Origin of the sequence: Providencia sp. PROV269 (genome assembly GCF_028477785.1) — a bacterium.
Lineage (GTDB): Bacteria > Pseudomonadota > Gammaproteobacteria > Enterobacterales > Enterobacteriaceae > Providencia > Providencia rettgeri.
Genome location: NZ_JAMPLV010000003.1, coordinates 316309 through 336050, shown reverse-complemented (window position 1 = coordinate 336050; position 19742 = coordinate 316309). Strand labels below are relative to the sequence as shown.

Annotated in this window: 15 protein-coding genes; 13 read left to right on the top strand and 2 right to left on the bottom strand. The window is 40.5% G+C overall.

Going from position 1 to position 19742, the window contains the following annotated elements; genetic code table 11:
- The first annotated feature begins 20 nt into the window (after nt 1-20).
- The 9 genes from yieE (at nt 21) to dld (ending at nt 12292) form a co-directional block, all read left to right on the top strand.
- The gene (yieE, locus tag PR683_RS06080; protein WP_272581713.1) at nt 21-884 is read left to right on the top strand and encodes a DNA-binding transcriptional regulator YeiE; all 864 of its coding nucleotides are present in this window, start codon (nt 21-23) and stop codon (nt 882-884) included.
- A gap of 406 nt (nt 885-1290) precedes the next feature.
- Nucleotides 1291-2781, top strand: a complete 1491-nt coding sequence (locus tag PR683_RS06075) for an amino acid permease (RefSeq protein WP_109911585.1) — start codon at nt 1291-1293, stop codon at nt 2779-2781.
- Nucleotides 2782-3002: 221 nt separating this feature from the next.
- The gene (locus tag PR683_RS06070; RefSeq protein ID WP_109911586.1) at nt 3003-4166 is read left to right on the top strand and encodes an ABC transporter substrate-binding protein; all 1164 of its coding nucleotides are present in this window, start codon (nt 3003-3005) and stop codon (nt 4164-4166) included.
- 19 nt (nt 4167-4185) lie between these two features.
- On the top strand, nt 4186-5280 hold the full coding sequence (locus tag PR683_RS06065; protein ID WP_004911884.1) for a FecCD family ABC transporter permease: 1095 nt from the start codon (nt 4186-4188) through the stop codon (nt 5278-5280).
- Nucleotides 5274-6062 carry an ABC transporter ATP-binding protein gene (locus PR683_RS06060; protein ID WP_094960415.1) on the top strand — a complete coding sequence of 263 codons (789 nt, stop codon included), beginning with the start codon at nt 5274-5276 and terminating at the stop codon, nt 6060-6062. The genes PR683_RS06065 and PR683_RS06060 overlap by 7 nt, the downstream gene beginning before the upstream one ends.
- Before the next feature lie 258 nt (nt 6063-6320).
- Nucleotides 6321-8303, top strand: a complete 1983-nt coding sequence (locus PR683_RS06055; protein WP_267750814.1) for a ligand-gated channel protein — start codon at nt 6321-6323, stop codon at nt 8301-8303.
- A 360-nt stretch (nt 8304-8663) separates the two neighbouring features.
- A complete protein-coding gene (locus PR683_RS06050; protein ID WP_004253162.1) occupies nt 8664-8876 on the top strand; it encodes a hypothetical protein in 213 nt (70 codons plus the stop codon).
- Nucleotides 8866-10251: an APC family permease gene (locus PR683_RS06045; protein ID WP_164528736.1), complete on the top strand. Its 1386-nt coding sequence runs from the start codon at nt 8866-8868 to the stop codon at nt 10249-10251. Before PR683_RS06050 ends, PR683_RS06045 begins: the two co-directional genes overlap by 11 nt.
- A gap of 301 nt (nt 10252-10552) precedes the next feature.
- Nucleotides 10553-12292, top strand: coding sequence for a D-lactate dehydrogenase (gene dld / locus PR683_RS06040; RefSeq protein WP_196719445.1), 1740 nt, complete (start codon nt 10553-10555; stop codon nt 12290-12292).
- A gap of 71 nt (nt 12293-12363) precedes the next feature.
- Here the strand turns inward: dld and sbcB are convergent, their stop codons facing one another.
- Nucleotides 12364-13791, bottom strand: a complete 1428-nt coding sequence (sbcB, locus tag PR683_RS06035) for an exodeoxyribonuclease I (protein ID WP_109911592.1) — start codon at nt 13789-13791, stop codon at nt 12364-12366.
- 350 nt (nt 13792-14141) lie between these two features.
- Between sbcB and PR683_RS06030 the strand changes: the two genes are divergently transcribed.
- Both PR683_RS06030 and tmaR read left to right on the top strand, forming a co-directional pair.
- Nucleotides 14142-15425 (top strand): MFS transporter, encoded by a 1284-nt coding sequence (locus PR683_RS06030; RefSeq protein WP_004911868.1) that lies wholly within the window; start codon nt 14142-14144, stop codon nt 15423-15425.
- A gap of 124 nt (nt 15426-15549) precedes the next feature.
- Nucleotides 15550-15882: a PTS system regulator TmaR gene (tmaR, locus tag PR683_RS06025; protein WP_004253179.1), complete on the top strand. Its 333-nt coding sequence runs from the start codon at nt 15550-15552 to the stop codon at nt 15880-15882.
- A 79-nt stretch (nt 15883-15961) separates the two neighbouring features.
- Here the strand turns inward: tmaR and PR683_RS06020 are convergent, their stop codons facing one another.
- Nucleotides 15962-16651: a helix-turn-helix domain-containing protein gene (locus tag PR683_RS06020; RefSeq protein WP_004911864.1), complete on the bottom strand. Its 690-nt coding sequence runs from the start codon at nt 16649-16651 to the stop codon at nt 15962-15964.
- Between the two features lie 207 nt (nt 16652-16858).
- On the opposite strand from PR683_RS06020, the gene PR683_RS06015 reads away from it, so the two are divergent.
- Both PR683_RS06015 and PR683_RS06010 read left to right on the top strand, forming a co-directional pair.
- The gene (locus tag PR683_RS06015) at nt 16859-19189 is read left to right on the top strand and encodes a molybdopterin-containing oxidoreductase family protein (RefSeq protein ID WP_196718749.1); all 2331 of its coding nucleotides are present in this window, start codon (nt 16859-16861) and stop codon (nt 19187-19189) included.
- Between the two features lie 2 nt (nt 19190-19191).
- On the top strand, nt 19192-19740 hold the full coding sequence (locus PR683_RS06010) for a 4Fe-4S dicluster domain-containing protein (protein WP_196718750.1): 549 nt from the start codon (nt 19192-19194) through the stop codon (nt 19738-19740).
- The last annotated feature ends 2 nt before the right edge of the window (nt 19741-19742 follow it).

The following is a 19742-nucleotide window of genomic DNA, read 5'->3' as shown; positions in this document are numbered from 1 at the left end:
TCACGTTGGGGCTTACCTTTATGCGAATTACACTTAGGCAACTTGAGGTTTTTACGGAAGTATTAAAAAGTGGCTCCACGACGCAGGCATCTCAGTTATTAGCACTTTCACAATCGGCTGTCAGCGCGTCGCTAACGGATTTAGAAGGTCAATTAGGCGTTCAATTATTTGACCGTGTGGGTAAACGACTTGTTACGAATGAGCACGGAAGGCTGCTATATCCCAAAGCTTTAGCGTTATTAGAGCAAGGGTTAGAAGTCGAGCAATTATTTAAAAAAGAGATGGGCGCAGTGCGTCTTGCAGCAAGTACAACGATTGGTAATTATATTTTACCAGAAGTCTTAGCGGGTTACCGTCATGACCACCCGGATATTCCTTTAGAGCTTTTTATCAGTAACACAGAAGAAATTATTAAAGCAGTCATGGAATTTAGAGCCGATGTTGGGTTAATCGAAGGCGTTTGTCATAGCCCTGAGTTAATTTCAAAAGCATGGTTAAAAGATGAACTCGTTATTTTTGTTTCACCCCAAAATCCATTGGCGAATAAAAAAGTTTCTTTAAAAGATTTGCGTGATGCGCCTTGGATTTTGCGTGAAAGAGGTTCAGGTACGCGGGACGTGCTCGACCAATTATTATTTGCACATCTTCCTGGCTTTCATATTTTAATGGAGCTAGGGAATTCAGAAGCTATCAAACATGCAGTTCGTTATGGAATAGGTATAAGTTGTTTATCTCGTCGAGCGATCGAAGAGCAATTAGAAAATGGCTCTCTAGTTGAACTAAAAATAGATGAACTTCATTTAGAAAGAACGCTATATTTGATTTATCACCGTCAAAAGCATCTTTCGAATGCGATTACTAACCTTCTGTCTTACTGTAATTAAAAATCCTCGTCATCTTTTAACCTGTCGCGTTGTTGGCTGCAATCGACGACCCAAGTCACATACTAATGTATGCTCCTTGGATAGTCTCAATTGCAGCCTAGCGACACGCTAAAAGCTATAGAGGATTGCAGTGAATGTGTTGTACTTGTGATAGGCTATCGCGTTGTTGGCTGCACTTTTTATGTGCCTTGAACAGTCACATTTGCCGCTACTGACACGATAAAGAAAATAAGACGTCGTCCTCTTATTAAGAGGGTATACTGAATTTTTTGAGATAACGCATTTTACTTATAATTTTGTGTGAATTATGAAGGTATCTTATAACAGTGAAGAGTTGCTTAGTTCTCACAGCCTATTTTGCTAGAATCCCTGCGATATTAGCTGAATAATAAAATGCAGGGAACAAATGTCAGAACAACATACCAATACTATCTCGCAGGGCGGCCCACAAAGACTACGCCGTGAGCTAAAGGCACGCCATCTTGCGATGATTGCTATCGGTGGGTCCATCGGTACAGGTTTATTTGTTGCCTCTGGGGCAACGGTTGCACAAGCAGGCCCCGGCGGAGCACTCCTTTCTTATGCTATCATTGGCTTAATGGTCTATTTTTTGATGACCAGTTTAGGTGAGTTAGCCGCATATATGCCCGTTTCAGGTTCATTTGCAACCTATGGTGCAAAATATGTCGATGAAGGCTTTGGCTTTGCGCTTGGGTGGAACTATTGGTACAACTGGGCTGTGACCATTGCGGTTGACTTAGTTGCCGCTCAATTAGTGATGACTTACTGGTTCCCAGATACCCCCGGTTGGATTTGGAGCGCCATTTTCCTTGCCATTATTTTCTTACTGAATTTCATCTCGGTTAAAGGGTTTGGTGAGGCTGAATACTGGTTCTCATTAATAAAAGTCACCACGGTCATCATTTTTATTGTTGTCGGCGTATTAATGATTTTTGGCATCATGAGCGGTGCGGAAAATGCCGGGTGGCATAATTGGGAAATTGGTGATGCGCCTTTTGCTGGTGGTTTTTCAGCCATGATTGGTGTGGCAATGATAGTTGGGTTCTCATTCCAAGGAACTGAATTAATCGGTATTGCTGCGGGTGAATCGAAAGACCCCGCTAAAAATATTCCAAAAGCCGTGCGCAAAGTATTTTGGCGTATCTTGTTATTCTATATCTTTGCAATCTTAATTATTAGTTTGATCATTCCTTACACTGATCCAAACTTACTGCGTAATGATGTCAAAGATATTAGTGTAAGCCCATTCACTTTAGTATTTGAAAATGCAGGCTTATTATCTGCGGCAGCAGTAATGAATGCGGTTATTTTAACAGCGGTATTATCGGCAGGTAACTCCGGTATGTACGCATCAACGCGTATGTTGTATACCTTAGCCCGAGAAGGTAAGGCTCCACGTATTTTCGCCCGTTTATCTAAAGGTGGCGTACCTCGTTATGCATTGTTAGCAACGACGGTTGTTGCAGGGTTATGTTTCCTAAGTTCCATGTTTGGCAACCAAACGGTGTACTTGTGGTTGTTAAATACATCGGGGATGACAGGGTTTATTGCTTGGTTAGGTATTGCCATTAGCCATTATCGTTTCCGTAGGGGCTATATTGCACAAGGGAGAGATCTTAATGACTTACCTTATCGTTCAGGCTTTTTCCCAATCGGTCCTATTTTTGCCTTTATTTTGTGCTTAACAATCACGTTGGGTCAAAACTACCAAGCTTTTTTAGAAGATAAAATTGATTGGGTAGGGGTTACCGCAACTTATATTGGAATTCCGTTATTTTTAGCAATTTGGTTTGGTTATAAGATAGCGAAGAAAACGACGTTTATCCGTTATAAAGACATGAGCTTTCCAAGTTACCGCGAAAATTTAGATAAATAGTTTTTTTAAATATCTATCATCAATAACAGCACTCTTAATAGGGTGCTGTTTTTTTATATATAGCGCAATAAACCTGCATTTTGGCGGTAAAATAGGCTGAATGTTTAGGTTTACGATGATGGTCACAGAATTCTATTGATGAAAGCCATGATTAAACTAATAATCGTATTGATAAGTATTCTTATTTGCTTTATTGTTACCGCATAAAAAAAAGTAAGTCAATGAGGTTAAGAGTGGAGCTTAATACTATGTCGTCGGTAGCCAAGAAGTCTGTAGCTAGGTCGGTAGTAAAAGGAATAAGTTTAGCGTTATTAGCAAGTGCCAGTATGAGCGCTTGGGCTGTAACAGTGACTGATATTGCAGGTCGTACCGTTGAGGTTCCTGATAATGTTAATCGCATTTTATTAGGCGAAGGGCGCCTATTTAGTGCAATAGCTCTGCTAGAAGGTGATAAACCCATTGAGCGAATTGTAGGTTGGCAAGGTGACCTTCGAAAACTAGACCCGCAAACCTATGCTGTTTATAAAGCGAAATTTCCTGAAATTGATAACATTCCATTAATTGGTAATACCAGTGCAGATAGCGTCAGTTCAGAAAAAGTATTAACTCTAAATCCAGATATTGCGATTTTTGGTTTGTCAGGCCATGGGCCGGGTAAAAATAGTGAATTAGTTAGCCAGCTCGAAAAAGCTGGTGTACCTGTCGTATTTGTGGATTTCCGTGATAAACCACTGGAAAACACTTTACCAAGCATGCGTTTACTTGGTAAAGCATTGAACCGCGAACAGGCGGCAAATAAATATGTCGATTTTTATGAAAGAAACCAAAAATTAGTCACTGATATTACTTCGAAAATACCAGAAGATAAAAAACCAAGTGTTTTTATTGAATTACGCGCTGGTGCTTTTGAAGATTGCTGTGGTACCGCTGGCGATGGAAATATGGGGAATTTTATTGATTTAGCTGGTGGTAAAAATATTGCTAAAGGTGTTTTGCCGGGCGCGCTTGGTACGATGAACTTAGAGAAAATTATTGCAGCAGACCCAAATATTTACATTGCATCTGGTGCAAAAGCACCGGGTAGTAAAGATGCCGGCGTTCAATTAGGCGCACAAAGCACATTAACAGATGCACAAAAAAGCCTGAAAAAAATTACTGAACGTAAAGGGATTAGCTCGTTATCAGCCGTAAAAGATAAGCAAGATTATGCTATCTGGCACAATTACTATAACTCTCCATACAATGTGATTGCGACGCAAGTTTTCGCCAAATGGTTCTACCCAGAACAATTTGCCGATCTAGAACCGCAAAAAACACTAGAAGAATTGCATCGAGAGTTTCTCGCCATCGAACCAACCGGTGTATATTGGGTCAGCGAAAAGTAATGAAAACGGGTAAGAGTTGATGAGTATTACGAGCGAGCCAATGATTACGGCTGAAAAAGCGGCTATTCAGGCTGACGATAATGTAAAACAGCATTATCAAACTATGTTACGCCGTCGATTGACATGGATAGTTGTTATCATCGCGGCAATTTTATTATCACTGGTTATAGATTTTACCTTGGGGCCTTCAGGGTTATCTCTTGAGCGCTTATGGCAAACGTTGATGACCCCAGAGTCGGTTGATGCAGGAACGCGTGTCATTGTCTGGGACATTCGCTTGCCTTACGCATTGATGGCCGTGGTGATTGGCATGTCATTAGGGCTTGCGGGTGCTGAGATGCAGACAATCCTCAATAACCCGTTAGCGAGCCCATTTACATTAGGGGTATCTAATGCAGCAGCATTCGGTGCCGCATTAGCGATTGTTTCTGGTATTGCAATTCCAGGCGTGCCTGACCAATGGGTGATATCAGCCAATGCCTTTATTTTTGCCCTGTTAGCCGCACTGATGTTAGACGCAGTCACTCGTTGGACGCGTGTAGCAACTTCAGGTGTCGTACTGTTTGGTATTGCGCTTGTGTTCACCTTTAATGCATTGGTTTCCATGATGCAATTCATCGCAACAGAAGATACCTTGCAGGGTTTAGTCTTTTGGACGATGGGCAGTTTATCAAAAGCGACTTGGGTGAAACTTGGGGTGATGGCATTAGTTTTCGCACTTATTTTCCCAATTGCCATGATGAGTTCATGGAAGCTAACGGCTTTAAGATTGGGTGAGGATAGGGCGATCAGTTTCGGTATTGATGTGCGCCGTTTAAGGTTAACAACGTTATTACGCATTAGTATTTTATCGGCGCTAGCAGTGGCATTTGTCGGTCCTATTGCCTTTATTGGTTTAGTTGCGCCACATATAGCAAGGTTGATTTTTGGTGAAGATCACCGTTTTTATCTGCCTGCAAGTGCATTAATTGGGGCGTTAATTTTATCCATGGCCTCAATAGCGTCGAAGAATATTATTCCGGGTGTGATTATCCCTGTTGGGATCGTGACCTCGTTGGTTGGTGTACCGTTCTTCCTAAGCATTATTTTACGTCATAGAGGGAACGTATCATGAGTGGCCTGATTATTAACCAATTTAATGCAGGTTACCCTAAACGCCCCGTAATTGAGAACCTATCGACGGATATCTTGCCTCGCGGTAAGATCACGGTATTGCTTGGGCCAAATGGTAGTGGCAAATCCACATTGTTGCGTTCGTTGGCAGGATTAAACAAGGCAACAGGGCAGCTGTTACTGGATGGTCAGGATTTAACCCAACAGAGTTTTGCCCAGCGAGCACAAAATGTGGTGTATTTACCGCAAACATTACCTGCTGGTGTGCACCTGTATGTTTTAGAGTCAGTGATTGTTGCTCAACGTGCTTCAGGCGGTTTGAGCAATGAAAATAGTAAAGACGAAGTAATGGGATTATTACGTCAATTGGGTATTGAACATTTGGCGTTAAGTTATTTAGACCAACTTTCAGGTGGTCAAAAACAATTAGTGGGTTTGGCACAATCTTTAATTCGTCAACCCAACTTATTGTTATTAGATGAGCCTTTAAGTGCGTTAGATTTAAATTACCAATATCATGTGATGGATTTAGTCGCAAAAGAGACGAAACGTCGAAATATAATCACGGTTGTGGTGGTTCATGATATTAATATTGCGCTCAAACATGCGGAGCATGTATTAATGTTGAAACAAGGTAATTTAATTGCTCAAGGCGAACCCGCTGAGGTTATTACCCCCGAAAGCCTTGCTGAGGTTTATGGCGTGCGGGGTCGTATTGAACGTTGTTCGCAAGGTGTGCCACAAGTACTAATAGATGGGCTGGTTGATAAATTAGCAAGTTAATATAGTAATAGAATAGTGTGCTTGCAGCACTTGGCAAGCACATTAAATAAAATATAGAGGGCGCAATATTAAAAAATCAAATCTTAATTAATAGTAATTACCCACAGGAAATTTAATTGAATTATATAATGGTTTTTACCATGAATTTCCTATGGGTATTTAAATACCCCAATAATAAAAAATATTTTTTGATTCAATGAAATCAATGTGAGCAAATCAATTCATATATAAAACAAAATATCTCTTGGAGAGTTGGGAATGGTTGTTTTTAATAAAAGAAAAGTGGCAATTAGCATTATTGCGGCTATTGCTGCGGCGCCTGCATTTGCTGATGATAGTAATGATAAAATCTATGTAACAACAGCATCAGGCTACCAACAGAAAATTGAAGATGCACCTGCGTCTATTTCTGTTGTGACGCGCGAACAACTCGAAACTAAAGCTTACCGTGATGTGACTGACGCATTAAAAGATGTACCGGGTGTTTTAGTGACTGGCGGTGGTAGTAGTTCTGACATTAGTATTCGTGGTATGGATGCTAAATACACCATGATTTTAATCGATGGTAAACGTGTTGATACACGTACAACCCGCCCAAATAGTGATAATTCAGGTATTGAACAAGGTTGGTTACCACCATTACCGGCTATTGAACGTATTGAAGTGGTACGTGGCCCAATGTCATCGCTGTATGGTTCAGATGCGATGGGAGGGGTAATTAATATTATCACTCGTCGCGTACAACAAGAGTGGACGACCAGTTTACGTGCTGATACAACATTAACAGAACGTAAAAATTCAGGTAATACAGGCCAAGGCAGTTTCTATACATCTGGGCCATTAATTGATGGGTTATTGGGTGTAAAACTACAAGGGCAATATTCTCATCGTGGTGAAGATAAAATCATTAATGGTTTTAACCGCCAAATCATGGCGAGTGGTGGAGCAACAGTATCGTTGACCCCAGATGACAAAAATACCTTCGACGCAGAATTTAAACGTGATAACCAACACCGTGATGACCGTGAAGGTTATACAAGCAAAAGAGGCGACGGTAGCGGTTTTAGCAAATATGAGTTGACTCATATGGCATTAACCCATACGGGTATTTATGATATTGCATCAACAGATACCTATGTTCAATATGATGAGACAAAAAACCCAGGCCGTAAAATGACGGCAGAAGACCTTGTTTTCCGTAATCAAAGTGTCTTTTTACTGGGTGACCATAGTTTAAGTATTGGCGGTCAATATCGTAAAGAGAAATTGAAAGACGAAGGTAATAAATTTAAACAGTATAATCAGCTTGAACGATATAGCTGGGCGTTATTCGCAGAAGATGAATGGTTAATGACCAATGACTTTGCGTTAACGGGTGGTATTCGTATGGATAAAGACGAAAACTACGGTTCACACTGGACTCCACGTTTGTATGGTGTATGGCATGCTGATGAACAATGGACAATTAAAGGTGGGGTAACTACAGGTTACAAAGCACCAAGCTTGCGTGAATCGTCTGCAAACTGGGGACAAGCAACAGGTGGTAATGCAGGTAATGCCGTTATTTATGGTAATCCTGACTTAAAACCAGAGAAAAGTGTGACCGAAGAAATTGGTGTTATCTGGAACAATCAAGATAATATTACTGCGGGGATAACTATCTATAACACTGACTTTAAAGATAAAATTACTGAAGTTAGGCGTTGTGAAGAAAATAGTAGCACAGTAAGAGCATGTACAGTAGCTCAAGATGGTGAAGGTGACAAACCTAACCAACCGTATCGTTTCATTAGCGATAAAGCGAACGTTGATAAAGCAAGAATGCGCGGTGTTGAACTAACTTTCAACTGGCGTATTGTGGATGACTTAAGTTTTGCAGCTAACTACACCTATACTGATACTGAACAGAAAAGTGGTGTAAATAAAGGTAAGCCATTAAATAAGCAGCCTAAACATATGGCTAACTCCACACTGACATGGCAAACAACTGAAGATTTAGAAACATGGACACGTATGAATTTCCGTGGAAAAACCTCTGAATACCAAGGTCGCGGACAAAAAATGTCAAGTGGTACAGCATCTTATGCTTTGTTTGATTTAGGTGCAAGTTATCAGCTTAACAAGAATGCGAACATTGTTGGTGGCGTATATAACGTATTAGATCGCCGAATCGATAATGCGACTTACGGTGCTGAATTAGAAGGCCGTCGCTACAATATCGGTATCAACTACAACTTCTAATCGAAAAAATAATTTCGATTAATCCAAACCCTTTGGCTTCTACCAAAGGGTTTTTTGTTGATTAAAACCTGATAAAAATCATAAGAAAAAGAGGTTATAAGCAGATATGGCAAAAAGTCAGAAATAATCAAAATTTCTCATGGAAAATAGGGTGATTTGTTAACAATTTAACTTGCTATTTCGAGTTATGGCGTGCAAAATGCGCGAACTAAAAAATAACTGATGCTTAATCAAATGAAGCATCGGTTTTTTTGTTTTTAGGAACGTTCATTCTAGCGGGGCCGGACATAGAGCCGGAGAGATAATTTTAATATTTACGTGTAGCAAACATTTTTCGCTACCGATTTGAGGAATGCTTTTATGGCTTACTTTTTCGCATTCGCAGCAGGGCCAGGCGCTGGCGGCTGCCGTATCGATGACTACGGGGCTCTCGGTGGCTTCGCTCACACGCCTTTCTCCCTTTCTTCGTTTTTCTCTGCCTATAGGCAGATGCAAAGTCTTCCCAGTAACTGTCGATTAAGCCGAAGTAGTATGCAATCGAAAGTTATGGGAGGGCTTAGACGTGCAAAATAATACTCCAATTCCATTAGACATCGGTCACAATCAAACGGGTGCGAATAACCGCGTACAACTTGCAAAAACCTTAACATTGGTGCAAGTAGTGATGATCGGTATTGCGTATATCCAGCCAATGACGATATTTGATACCTTCGGAATGGTGTCAGATAAAACCGGTGGACATGTTCCAACTTCATACATTATTGCACTTGCTGCGATACTGTTTACTGCTCTGAGCTACGGTAAATTGGTGAAGCGTTTCCCATCAGCCGGTTCAGCGTACACTTATGCCCAAAAATCAATGAGCCCTCATATTGGCTTCTTGGTGGGTTGGACATCCTTGCTGTCCTATATTTTTATGCCAATGATCAACATCTTATTGGCTAAAATTTATTTACAAGATATTTTCCCTAATGTTGAACCAGCGATTTTTGTTGTGGGTCTAGTCATATTGATGACGGCAGCAAACTTACGCGGTATCAACGTAATAGCGAACTTAAGTACCGTGATTGCGATTATCCAAGTTGGTGTCATGGCTGTGTTTACTGGGCTTGTTATCCACGGTGTCACTAACGGTGAAGGTACAGGAGAAATTTGGACCTTTAACCCATTTGCTAATGAAAAAACCGAAGTGATTCCGCTGATAGCTGGGGCGACAATTCTTTGTTTTTCATTCTTAGGTTTCGACGGATTAAGCTCACTGTCAGAAGAAACGCCAAATGCAGGTAAAGTTATCCCGCGTGCTATTTTCTTAACTGCGTTAATTGGTGGGGTTATCTTTATTACCGTTTCTTTCTTCTTACAGCAATACTTCCCTGATGTATCACGCTTTAAGAATATTAATGAAACACAACCAGATATTATGCGTTTTGTTGCTGGAACATTCTTCCAGTCAATCATTCTGGTGTTCTCATGTGTTACGGTATTAGCGTCAGGTATGGCGGCTCATGCGGGTAGTGCGCGTTTGATGTATGTAATGGGGCGTGATGGGGTATTCCCAGAAAAAGTATTTGGTTATGTTAGCCCAACGTGGCGCACTCCTGCATATAACGTATTAATGGTTGGTTTCTTAGCACTAGGCGCTATCTGGTTTGAAATGGATTTTGCGACTGCATTAATTAACTTTGGTGCACTAATCGCGTTTACCTTCGTGAATATCTCGGTTATCAGCCAATTCTTTATTCGTGAACGCCGTATGACTGGGGCTAAAAATATCATTAACTATTTGATTTTGCCTGTCATAGGGACATTAACAGTCTGTGTGTTATGGCTAAATATTGAAGAAGATTCAATGGTATATGGTTTAGTCTGGACTGCGGTTGGTTTAGTTTATATGGCTATTTTAACGCGTATGTTTAAGCGTCCTATGCCGCAAATGAGCGACATCTAACTATATTCTTCATATTTCGCGCTGTAGCTGCGTTGCGTTCTCAAAACGACATGGGTCACATACTTATGTATGCTCCCCATGCTCGTTTTGCTCGGCGCCTTGCTACAACACGAACTATTTTGAATATACTCAGAATTAGAATTGATCAAATAGCGTCCTTGAGGCGCTATTTTTTTACCCGTTAAGAATTATTTAAGATAAAGCGTGTAGCCTATTAACATCATAATATTATGTGATATTGTTGTTACAACACATAATGCATAACTATGATAATTACGAATTCGATTAATAAGGCACACAAATGAATGATGCAAAGAAACCTGAGAATCAACGGTTATTACTGACGCTTAGGAATATTGTTGGCAAAAAAAATATTTTAACAGAGCCGCATAAAACAGAACGTTATCGCAAAGGCTTTCGCTCTGGTATGGGGGATGCAATCGCGGTTGTATTTCCAACAACATTGCTCGAACAATGGTATGTTTTCAAGGCGTGTGTTGAAGCGGACAAAATTGTCCTGATGCAAGCAGCGAATACAGGGTTAACCGAAGGGTCAACACCGAGCGGTTATGATTATGATCGCGATATCGTCATCATTAGTACATTGAAATTAAACCAAATTCAAGTTTTACCAGAATTTAACCAAGTGGTTGCGATGCCGGGAAGCACTTTGTACGATCTGGAAAAAATCTTAAAACCATTAGGGCGCGAACCGCACTCTTTGATTGGGTCTTCGTGTATTGGTGCTTCTGTAGTTGGGGGGATTTGTAATAGTTCTGGTGGGTCGCTAGTACGCCGAGGTCCTGCTTATACGGAGCTGGCTCTCTATGGTCGAGTCAATGATGATGGCAAAGTAGAATTGGTAAATCATCTTGGTATCGATTTAGGGGACACCCCAGAAGAAATTCTGACAAATCTGCAAAATCGCGGTTATAGCAGTGAAGACGTACAAGTTAGCGATAAATTAGCCTCTGATCACGAATATGCAGAACGCGTTCGTGATGTCGATGCCGATACACCATCACGCTTTAATGCTGATGAACGCCGTCTATTTGAAGCATCAGGGTGCGCTGGAAAATTAGCCGTATTTGCTGTTCGCTTAGATACTTTCCCTGCAGATAAAAAAACACAGGTATTTTATATCGGTTCTAATAATCCAGATGTTTTGGAAGATATCCGTCGTTATATTTTGAGTGAATTTAAAAACCTGCCAGTAGCAGGTGAATATATGCATCGCGGTTGCTTCGATATTGCAGAAGTTTATGGCAAAGATACCTTTTTAATGATTGATAAATTCGGCACTGACAAAATGCCAATGTTTTTCACCATTAAAGGGCGAATTGATGCGGTATTAAATAAAGTCCCATTCCTGCCATCAAATCTGATTGACCGTACTATGCAGGCTCTCAGTAAATTATGGCCCTCCCATTTGCCGCCTCGTATGAAAGAGTTCCGTGATCGTTACGAACACCACTTAATGTTAAAAATGGCTGGAGACGGCATTGATGAAGCTAAAGTTTGGCTAAAATCTTATTTTTCAAGCGCAGATGGCGGCTATTTTGAATGTACACCCGAGGAGGGAACAAAAGCATTTTTACATCGTTTTGCTGCTGCGGGTTCTGCGGTTCGTTATCATGCTGTCCACAACAAAGATGTGGAAGATGTTTTACCTCTTGATATCGCATTACGCCGCAATGATAGAAATTGGTTTGAAACGTTACCACCAGAAATTGAAAAGTTATTGGTGCATAAATTATACTGTGGCCACTTTATGTGCCATGTTATGCATCAGGATTATGTATTGAAAAAAGGCGTAGACCCGAAAGAGCTAAAAGAAAAAATGTTAGCTTTGTTAGATGAACGAGGCGCTCAATATCCTGCAGAGCATAACGTAGGTCATTTATATAAAGCCCCTGAACAGTTGAAATCGTTCTATAAGCAATCTGACCCAACAAATACAATGAACCCCGGTTTAGGTAAAACAACTAAACGAAAAAATTGGGAAGGGGATTGTGGTTGCGGTCATTCTCATGACCATTAAGGCACGTGTCATATAAATGAAAAAAAGCAGGTATTGGTAAGCATTTCAATATCTGCTTTTTTATGACTAAATTAGCTGGCGAGGTCTCTCGCATAATTAATCAATGCTTTTAATTGCTGGCAACGCTTTTCATCATGTTGATGCTCTACAAGTAATAGCTGTATTTGTTGCATATATTCTGTTAAACGCTCTTCATTAAAGTAGTCTCTACGGTGCTGTAACCAGCGCTGCTGCTCATCATAAGATAAGGTTGCAGGGTAATTACGTGCTTTATAGCGAAAGAAAAGTTCTTTCATGCGCTTATCTTCAAAACTTAATTCCAATGCAGGTAAGTTCTGTGGGGAAGTTTCACGAATAATATCCATCGTTGAGCGGTCAGAAGGACTGAAAAAACCATTATAAATTTGTGTATCGACATCATCTGACTCTGCAAATATTTGAGGCTCGCTAAATAACTCAATTAGTTTATTACGAATTTCAGGGTGCTTGCGTAAGGTTTCCAGATTGCGCATACATAAGTCACGGTCAACACCTGTTCGCTGTGCATCTTCTGGGCGCAGTGTCTTTTCTGGCGCTAAAATTGGGCATTTATTAATATGAACTAATTTTACAGGAACGGGAGAAGCGCCCGCCAATTCAGCTTTAGGCGTATATAATCGGGTACGTAATTGTTGAACGTCTAACTCAATTAATGGTGAGATATCGGCAGATAAATCGCACATAATAACGGCATTTTTGTTATCGGGATGCCAAGCAAGTGGAGCGACTAAACTGACATAAGAGCGCAATGCGCCAAACATACCAGAGACATGAACTAATGGTGTTATTTCTACAATATCAATAAGTTGACTTATTTTATTTTTATTTCTTAACTGATAAAAGTAATCGAACATTCGCGGTTGAGCGGCTTTCAACAGTTTTGCCATATTTATAGTCGCTAAAACGTCAGACATTGCATCATGTGCATTTTCATGAGCAACCCCATTTGCTTTGGTCAAATGTTCTAAACGCATACTCGGTAAACCATCTTCATTTTCTGGCCATTGAATACCTTCAGGGCGAAGCGCAAAACAGGCACGCAAAGTGTCGAGTAAATCCCAACGCGAATTTCCTTGTTGCCAACTATATGCATATGGGTCGTAAAAATTTCGGTAAAAAATATTACGCGTAACTTCATCATCGAAACGAATATTGTTGTAGCCCATAATACAGGTATTAGGGACACTAAAAGCCGCATGAATTCGTTTAGCAAACTCGGCTTCATTTATGCCTTGAGATAATGCGACTTGCGGGGTGATCCCAGTGATCATGACGGCTTCAGGTTGCGGTAAATAGTCATCAGCCGGAGCACAATAAAAAACTTCGGGTTCTTCAATGATATTAAAATCAAGGTCAGTGCGAACGCCTGCAAACTGCGCAGGCCTATCGAGAGCAGGGCGCTTACCAAAGGTTTCATAGTCATGAATAAAAAAGGTCGGTTGTTTTTTATTATCTTGCAACGTTTTCACCATTTTGATGATTATATAGTAGATTGATAGTGGTTAATTTATTGCTATTCACTATACCTTGTTGATTAATGATACCTTATCTACCGTAAAAGCTAAACTAAGGCTATCTGATATTGAGTGGGTAAGATTGAGAGCCGCATAACTTGGATGATTTGATGAAATCTTTTACCCAGCAGACATTCGTCATTAATTTGCGAGAGTATATCGTGATTGATATCACATATATCAATTGTTAACGTTAACATTGGTGATTAACATCACAATTAACAGGCTATTTTGTGGTTTGAAATTAATGTTAACCTTAACATTTCATCAAGATAATTTTTGATAGGTGATGAAATATGAATCGTGGCTCAAGAAAGTATTATGCCTCTTTGAGTGCATTATTGTTTTTTTTCTTTTTCACGTGGTCATCAACGTTTTCTGTCGTCGCAATCTGGCTGCGTAAATATGTTGGCTTGGATGGGGCGGATACAGGATTTATTTTCTCTTGTATTTCGATTGTGGCACTTTGCGCACAGCCACTCTATGGGTTTATGCAAGATAAATTAGGATTACGAAAAAATTTACTGTTATTTATTGCAGTTCTACTGATTTCATCTGGGCCATTTTTTATGGTTTTCGGTACATTGCTAAGATGGAATGTGTTTTTGGGTAGTGTTATTGGTGGTTTGTTTATTGGCATGACTTTTCATGCGGGCATTGGTGTACTTGAATCTTATACAGAGCGAGTTAGCCGATTACGTAATTTTGAATATGGAAAAGCGAGGATGTGGGGCTCATTGGGTTGGGCGACTGCAACGTTTTTTGCTGGGCGTAATATTAACCTGAACCCTGATTACAATTTTATTATGGCAACCGTTTCAGGCTTATTATTTTTAGTTATTTTATTGAATTTAAAAACGGCAAACGCAGATGCCTATAATAGCCTTGAACATGGTAAACCTTCAGCCATCACTGTGAAAGATGCTTTGCAATTGTTTGTACAGCCCCATTTTTGGGCTTTGATATTGTTTGTATTAGGTACCTGTATATACAGTGTGTATGACCAGCAATTTATGGTGTATTTTGCCCATCAGTTTCAAAGTGAGCAATTAGGTAATGAGATGTACGGTTATCTAAATTCATTGCAGGTTTTCTTGGAGGCAGGAGGAATGTTTTTAGCGCCATTTATCGTCAACCGAATTGGTGCTAAAAATGGATTGCTGTTTGCGAGTTCTGTCATGGCGCTACGCATTATTGGTTCAGGCCTAGTTGATGGCGCGATTATGATATCGATAATGAAATTACTGCATGCCGTTGAGCTCCCGATTCTGTTAGTCGCGATTTTTAAATATAACAGTCTTCATTTCGATAAACGTTTGTCATCGACACTTTATTTGGTTGGCTTTAGTTGCATGAGCTCTGTCGTTGCAAGTATTTTATCGCCATTAGCGGGTTGGGGGTATGATAAAATTGGTTTTGCTGATACCTATCTGGTCATGGGGATATTTGTTATTATTACGACGATATTATCTGCATTTTGTCTCAGAGGTGATGGGGCAGGTCATCAAGAAATCAGAGAAAAAGATCAAACAAATAAATGTAATCAAGATCACTCCGAAAATTTGGTCGTTAAAGTATAAAGTGAAATCAATTTTCAGCGGAATAATTTGATAAATATGCGAAACGGGCTTGTAACTCAATAGGATTAGATTGTATTGTGTTAATAGATAATGCGTTTTGAATATTGACTAGAGGGTTTTAAACATGGACAACGCTAACAAGCCGTCTTTCCAAAATGTTCTGGAATTTGTGCGTATGTTTCGTCGCAAAAATAAAATTCGTCGTGAAATAACCGACAATGAGAAAAAAATTCGTGATAACCAGAAGCGTGTTTTGCTGCTGGATAACTTGAGTGAATATATAAAACCAGGTATGTCGATTGAAGATATTCAGGCAATTATTGCGAATATGCGTAGTGATTATGATGATCGTGTTGATGATTATATTATCAAGAACGCTGAACTCTCCAAAGAACGTCGTGAAATATCGAAAAAGCTCAAAGAGATGGGTGAATTACCGCGTATTGATGTGAAATAATTACCACGTAAAGCCGAGGTCATCTCGGCTTTATTGTTTTTGACTTGAGTTGATAGATAGCATCGACCGCACGTAGTGATTATAAATTTAACCTATTAACTTGTTTGATTAATGCGGTTGCTAACCTTTCCATTTCATTTTCTGCAATAAATCCCATCGTCACTGCTGCTGCGACAAGCTGGCCTTCGCCATTAAATACAGGACAAGCAATAGATTGCGCTCCGGGAATTCCTTCAGTTGGTTGGTAACGGATGGCATAGCCTTGTTGGATAACTTTATTAATTTCGTCCTGCGAATAGGAATTCGAACCAAATTGGTTATCAAATGCAGAATAAATCAGCCCAGCAGCACTTTTTACGACAGGCAATGGCGTGTTAGGTAAAAAGTCAATTTCAATATTTTTGAAGCTACGATTATATTTCACTAAAGACAGTGCCTTTCCTAGACGCGTGGCTATGCCTGTTGAAACGTTTTGTTCATCGCGAAATTGAATCAAATTATTGTTAATGGCGTCGATGTATGAGTCTTCAGGTTTAACAAAATTAGCTAAGAAGGTTAAATTGCGGCCTAAACCATAACGGCTAGTTTGAGTATCTTGGTACAGCATTTGTGTACGGCACAGTGAAACCAAATATTTATGTAGACGGCTTTTTGATATCTCACAACCTTTTGAAATATCCGCTGCACGAGCAATGCCCCCATTTTGAGCAATATAATTTAAAATGCTTACGGCTATATCAACAGAATTAACACCTTGCAGAGTAGACATACATAAACCTCAGTTTAACAAGTCCTGAAATTTTACCATGAGTTGCCTTGCGCTGCTAACGAACCAATAACGCAGAAGAATAATCCGAAAGCGGTAGCACCTTATTACCTATAAATAGATAGAATTATTGATGCTACTCAAGTTCATCTTTAGTGAATGGCGTATATATATAGTGTACTTATAAAGGCAATGTCGAGGTTTACTATAATGAAAACGATAAATTCACTACGTTTGAAACGCCGAACTCTACTCAAAGGGCTTGGCGTTGTAGGGTTGGCGAGTATCGCCCCCTGTTCTTATGCACAAGGAAACAGCAATCAACCCTTACCGAAGGTGCGACTCAAACTGTCGGACTACAAAACATTTCGGTCAACTTGTGCAATGGAGTGTTTACATTGCAACCTAACCGCATATACCTACCAAGGTAAGCTGATGAAAATTCAGGCGACGGAAGGGTTTAATGTCAAATGTTGCTTGCGAGGTATGAGCCGAACTAAATGGGTCTATCATGATCAACGCATCAAAACACCGTTACTACGAGTAGGCGAAAAAGGTAAAGCTGAATTCAAACCGATAAGTTGGGATGAGGCGCTGGATCTTATTGAAAAAAATATTAGAGAGACCATTGATAAATATGGTAATGAAGGGTTGTTTATTTCCACTCATGCCGGAAATATGGACTCGATTAAAAATGATATGGGGAAGGCTTTCTTTGATTATTTAGGCGGGTCAACGAAACAAGCGGGTTCACTTTGTTGCTCTGCTGTAACAGCTGCGATGATCCCGATGCTCGGCCTGAGGTATGCAGATACCCGCGATACGATAGCGGATAGCCGTTATATCCTGTGTTGGGGCAATAACCCAGCTGTTACGATGCAAGCCTATTTTAAAAATTATAACCAAGCGAGAAGAAATGGCGCTCGATTAGTGGTGATTGATCCGCGTTTTAGTGAAACAGCTGCAAAAGCGGACGAGTGGATACCTATTATTCCAGGGACAGATACCGCGCTTGCTTTAGGTATGATTAAAATTATTATTGAAGAAAACCGGATAGATGAAAATTTCTTGAGGGCTCATACTGGCGCGGTTTATTTGGTCGATGCGAATCAAAAACAAGTCAGGCAAAACAAAGATGATAAGGACAGCTATTTAGTTTTCGACACATTAAGCAGACAATTAGTTCGTCATGATTCATCGGGCATTAAACCGGCACTTTTTCAACATGAACTTCCAGAGGATTTGAATTACACCACTGTTTTTGAACAAATTTACCAGCAAGCAAAAGGTTGGGATATTGCCCGGGTCAGTGAAGAAACGGATGTTCCAACGGAAACTATTGTACGTCTTGCTCGGGATTACTCATCAATAACTCCTTCAATGATTGTGCAAAACATGTCAGGAGCACAACGAACCGAACATGGCGCTTATGTCGCAGGAAGCCAGTTCTATCTCGCCTTATTGACTGGAAATATAGGTAAACGAGGGGCGGGTGTTTGTGATGCTGGCGGAGCTCGGCAAATGGCTAATTTTAGTCCAATAGTGCCACCGGCGCCGAATGTGAAAAACATTCCTCCCATTCCTGTAGCGAAAGTTGGCGATTTTATCGTCAATGAAAAGCCACATCCGATTAATTTCTGGTGGATTATGACGATGGGGGTTATGACCCAATTGCCGAATACCAACAAGGTTCGCGAAGCACTGAAAAAAGTTCCATTTGTTGTGGTAGCAGACAATCTCATGAGCTCAACAGCCTTATATGCTGATTTAGTTTTACCTGTGACCACTATTTTTGAAGATACCAGCTTGATGGCGGGCGTTCGTAGCCAATATGTCCAATTAATGGAAAAGGCGGTTGAGCCAGCAGGTGAAGCAAAACCCGACTATTGGATTTTCGCTCGATTAGCAGAACGTTTCGGCTTTGGCGACGTATTTAATAAGCCAATAGAGCACTATATTGATGCTTGTTTAGTCGGCTCTGGTATTACTCGCCAAATGTTGGAAAAAGGTCCCGTGCGGCCGGTAGAAGGGGATTGGGTACCATTTAAAGACGGTATTTTTAGGACATCAACCAAAAAAGCACACTTGTTTGTTGAAGATTGGCAAAAGAAAAATTTCTCACCTGTCGTCGCTTACTACCAAGTGACCGAGTCTGTTAAAGGCTCACCTGAATTAGCCAAAAAGTATCCTTTGATGGCGGTTCAGCGCAAGTTAGCGCGTAGTGTGCACTCAAGTCATGGAATGAATGAATGGATCCTTGAAGTACAACGAAACCAGCCGAATGTCTTGATTCACCCAGAAGATGCCAAATCTAGAGGTATTAAGAATGGGGAATGGGCAATCACCTTTAATGACCGAGGAGAACACCGAGCCATTGCTGTCGTGACAACGCATATTAAGAAAGGCGTGATTTCACTGGATAACGGTTGGTGGGAACAGCAGGGGGGAAGCAGCAGTCATGTCACGAATGACCAAGTTGAACATTTGGGAACGGGGCACTGCTGTAATAGTACGTTAGTTGATGTAAGAAGGGAGGCTTAATCATGGTCAAGCAATATGGTTTTTTAATAAATACAAAAGATTGCTATGGTTGCCGCACTTGTTCAATGGCTTGTAAATCTGAGAATGTGACCCCGCCGGGTGTCTTGTGGCGTCGAGTTCGCGAATTCAATGATGATTCACCGAATACTCAAGCATTTATTACGATGTCTTGTAACCATTGTGATGACCCACAATGTTTAAAAGTTTGCCCAGCAGACACCTATACCAAACGGGCAGACGGTATTGTCGTTCAAGATCATGAGAAATGTATTGGTTGCCAGATGTGTATTATGGCCTGTCCATATCATGCCCCTGTGTTTGACCCCGCAGAAGGGAAAACTAGCAAGTGTAATATGTGTGCGGAACGGTTAGATGAAGGTCTACTACCAAGGTGTGTGGAGTCTTGCCCTACGGGGGCCATTGAGTTTGGCGACATTACGGAATTGCGTAAGAAGCACACGACAAACTGGGCGGTACTGGAACAGCGTTATAATATGCCAGACCACACGATCAGCAATCCAAACATTGTGGTTATTGGGATGGAGGACTAATC

Bases quoted from the DNA above. Each gene is read 5' to 3' on its own strand.
- PR683_RS06055 (WP_267750814.1), top strand. From the start codon at position 6,321: ATGGTTGTTTTTAATAAAAGAAAAGTGGCAATTAGCATTATTGCGGCT.
- dld (WP_196719445.1), top strand. From the start codon at position 10,553: ATGAATGATGCAAAGAAACCTGAGAATCAACGGTTATTACTGACGCTT.
- PR683_RS06010 (WP_196718750.1), top strand. From the start codon at position 19,192: ATGGTCAAGCAATATGGTTTTTTAATAAATACAAAAGATTGCTATGGT.
- PR683_RS06015 (WP_196718749.1), top strand. From the start codon at position 16,859: ATGAAAACGATAAATTCACTACGTTTGAAACGCCGAACTCTACTCAAA.
- yieE (WP_272581713.1), top strand. From the start codon at position 21: ATGCGAATTACACTTAGGCAACTTGAGGTTTTTACGGAAGTATTAAAA.
- PR683_RS06020 (WP_004911864.1), bottom strand. From the start codon at position 16,651: ATGTCTACTCTGCAAGGTGTTAATTCTGTTGATATAGCCGTAAGCATT.
- PR683_RS06030 (WP_004911868.1), top strand. From the start codon at position 14,142: ATGAATCGTGGCTCAAGAAAGTATTATGCCTCTTTGAGTGCATTATTG.
- PR683_RS06075 (WP_109911585.1), top strand. From the start codon at position 1,291: ATGTCAGAACAACATACCAATACTATCTCGCAGGGCGGCCCACAAAGA.
- PR683_RS06065 (WP_004911884.1), top strand. From the start codon at position 4,186: ATGAGTATTACGAGCGAGCCAATGATTACGGCTGAAAAAGCGGCTATT.
- PR683_RS06050 (WP_004253162.1), top strand. From the start codon at position 8,664: ATGGCTTACTTTTTCGCATTCGCAGCAGGGCCAGGCGCTGGCGGCTGC.
- tmaR (WP_004253179.1), top strand. From the start codon at position 15,550: ATGGACAACGCTAACAAGCCGTCTTTCCAAAATGTTCTGGAATTTGTG.
- PR683_RS06070 (WP_109911586.1), top strand. From the start codon at position 3,003: ATGAGGTTAAGAGTGGAGCTTAATACTATGTCGTCGGTAGCCAAGAAG.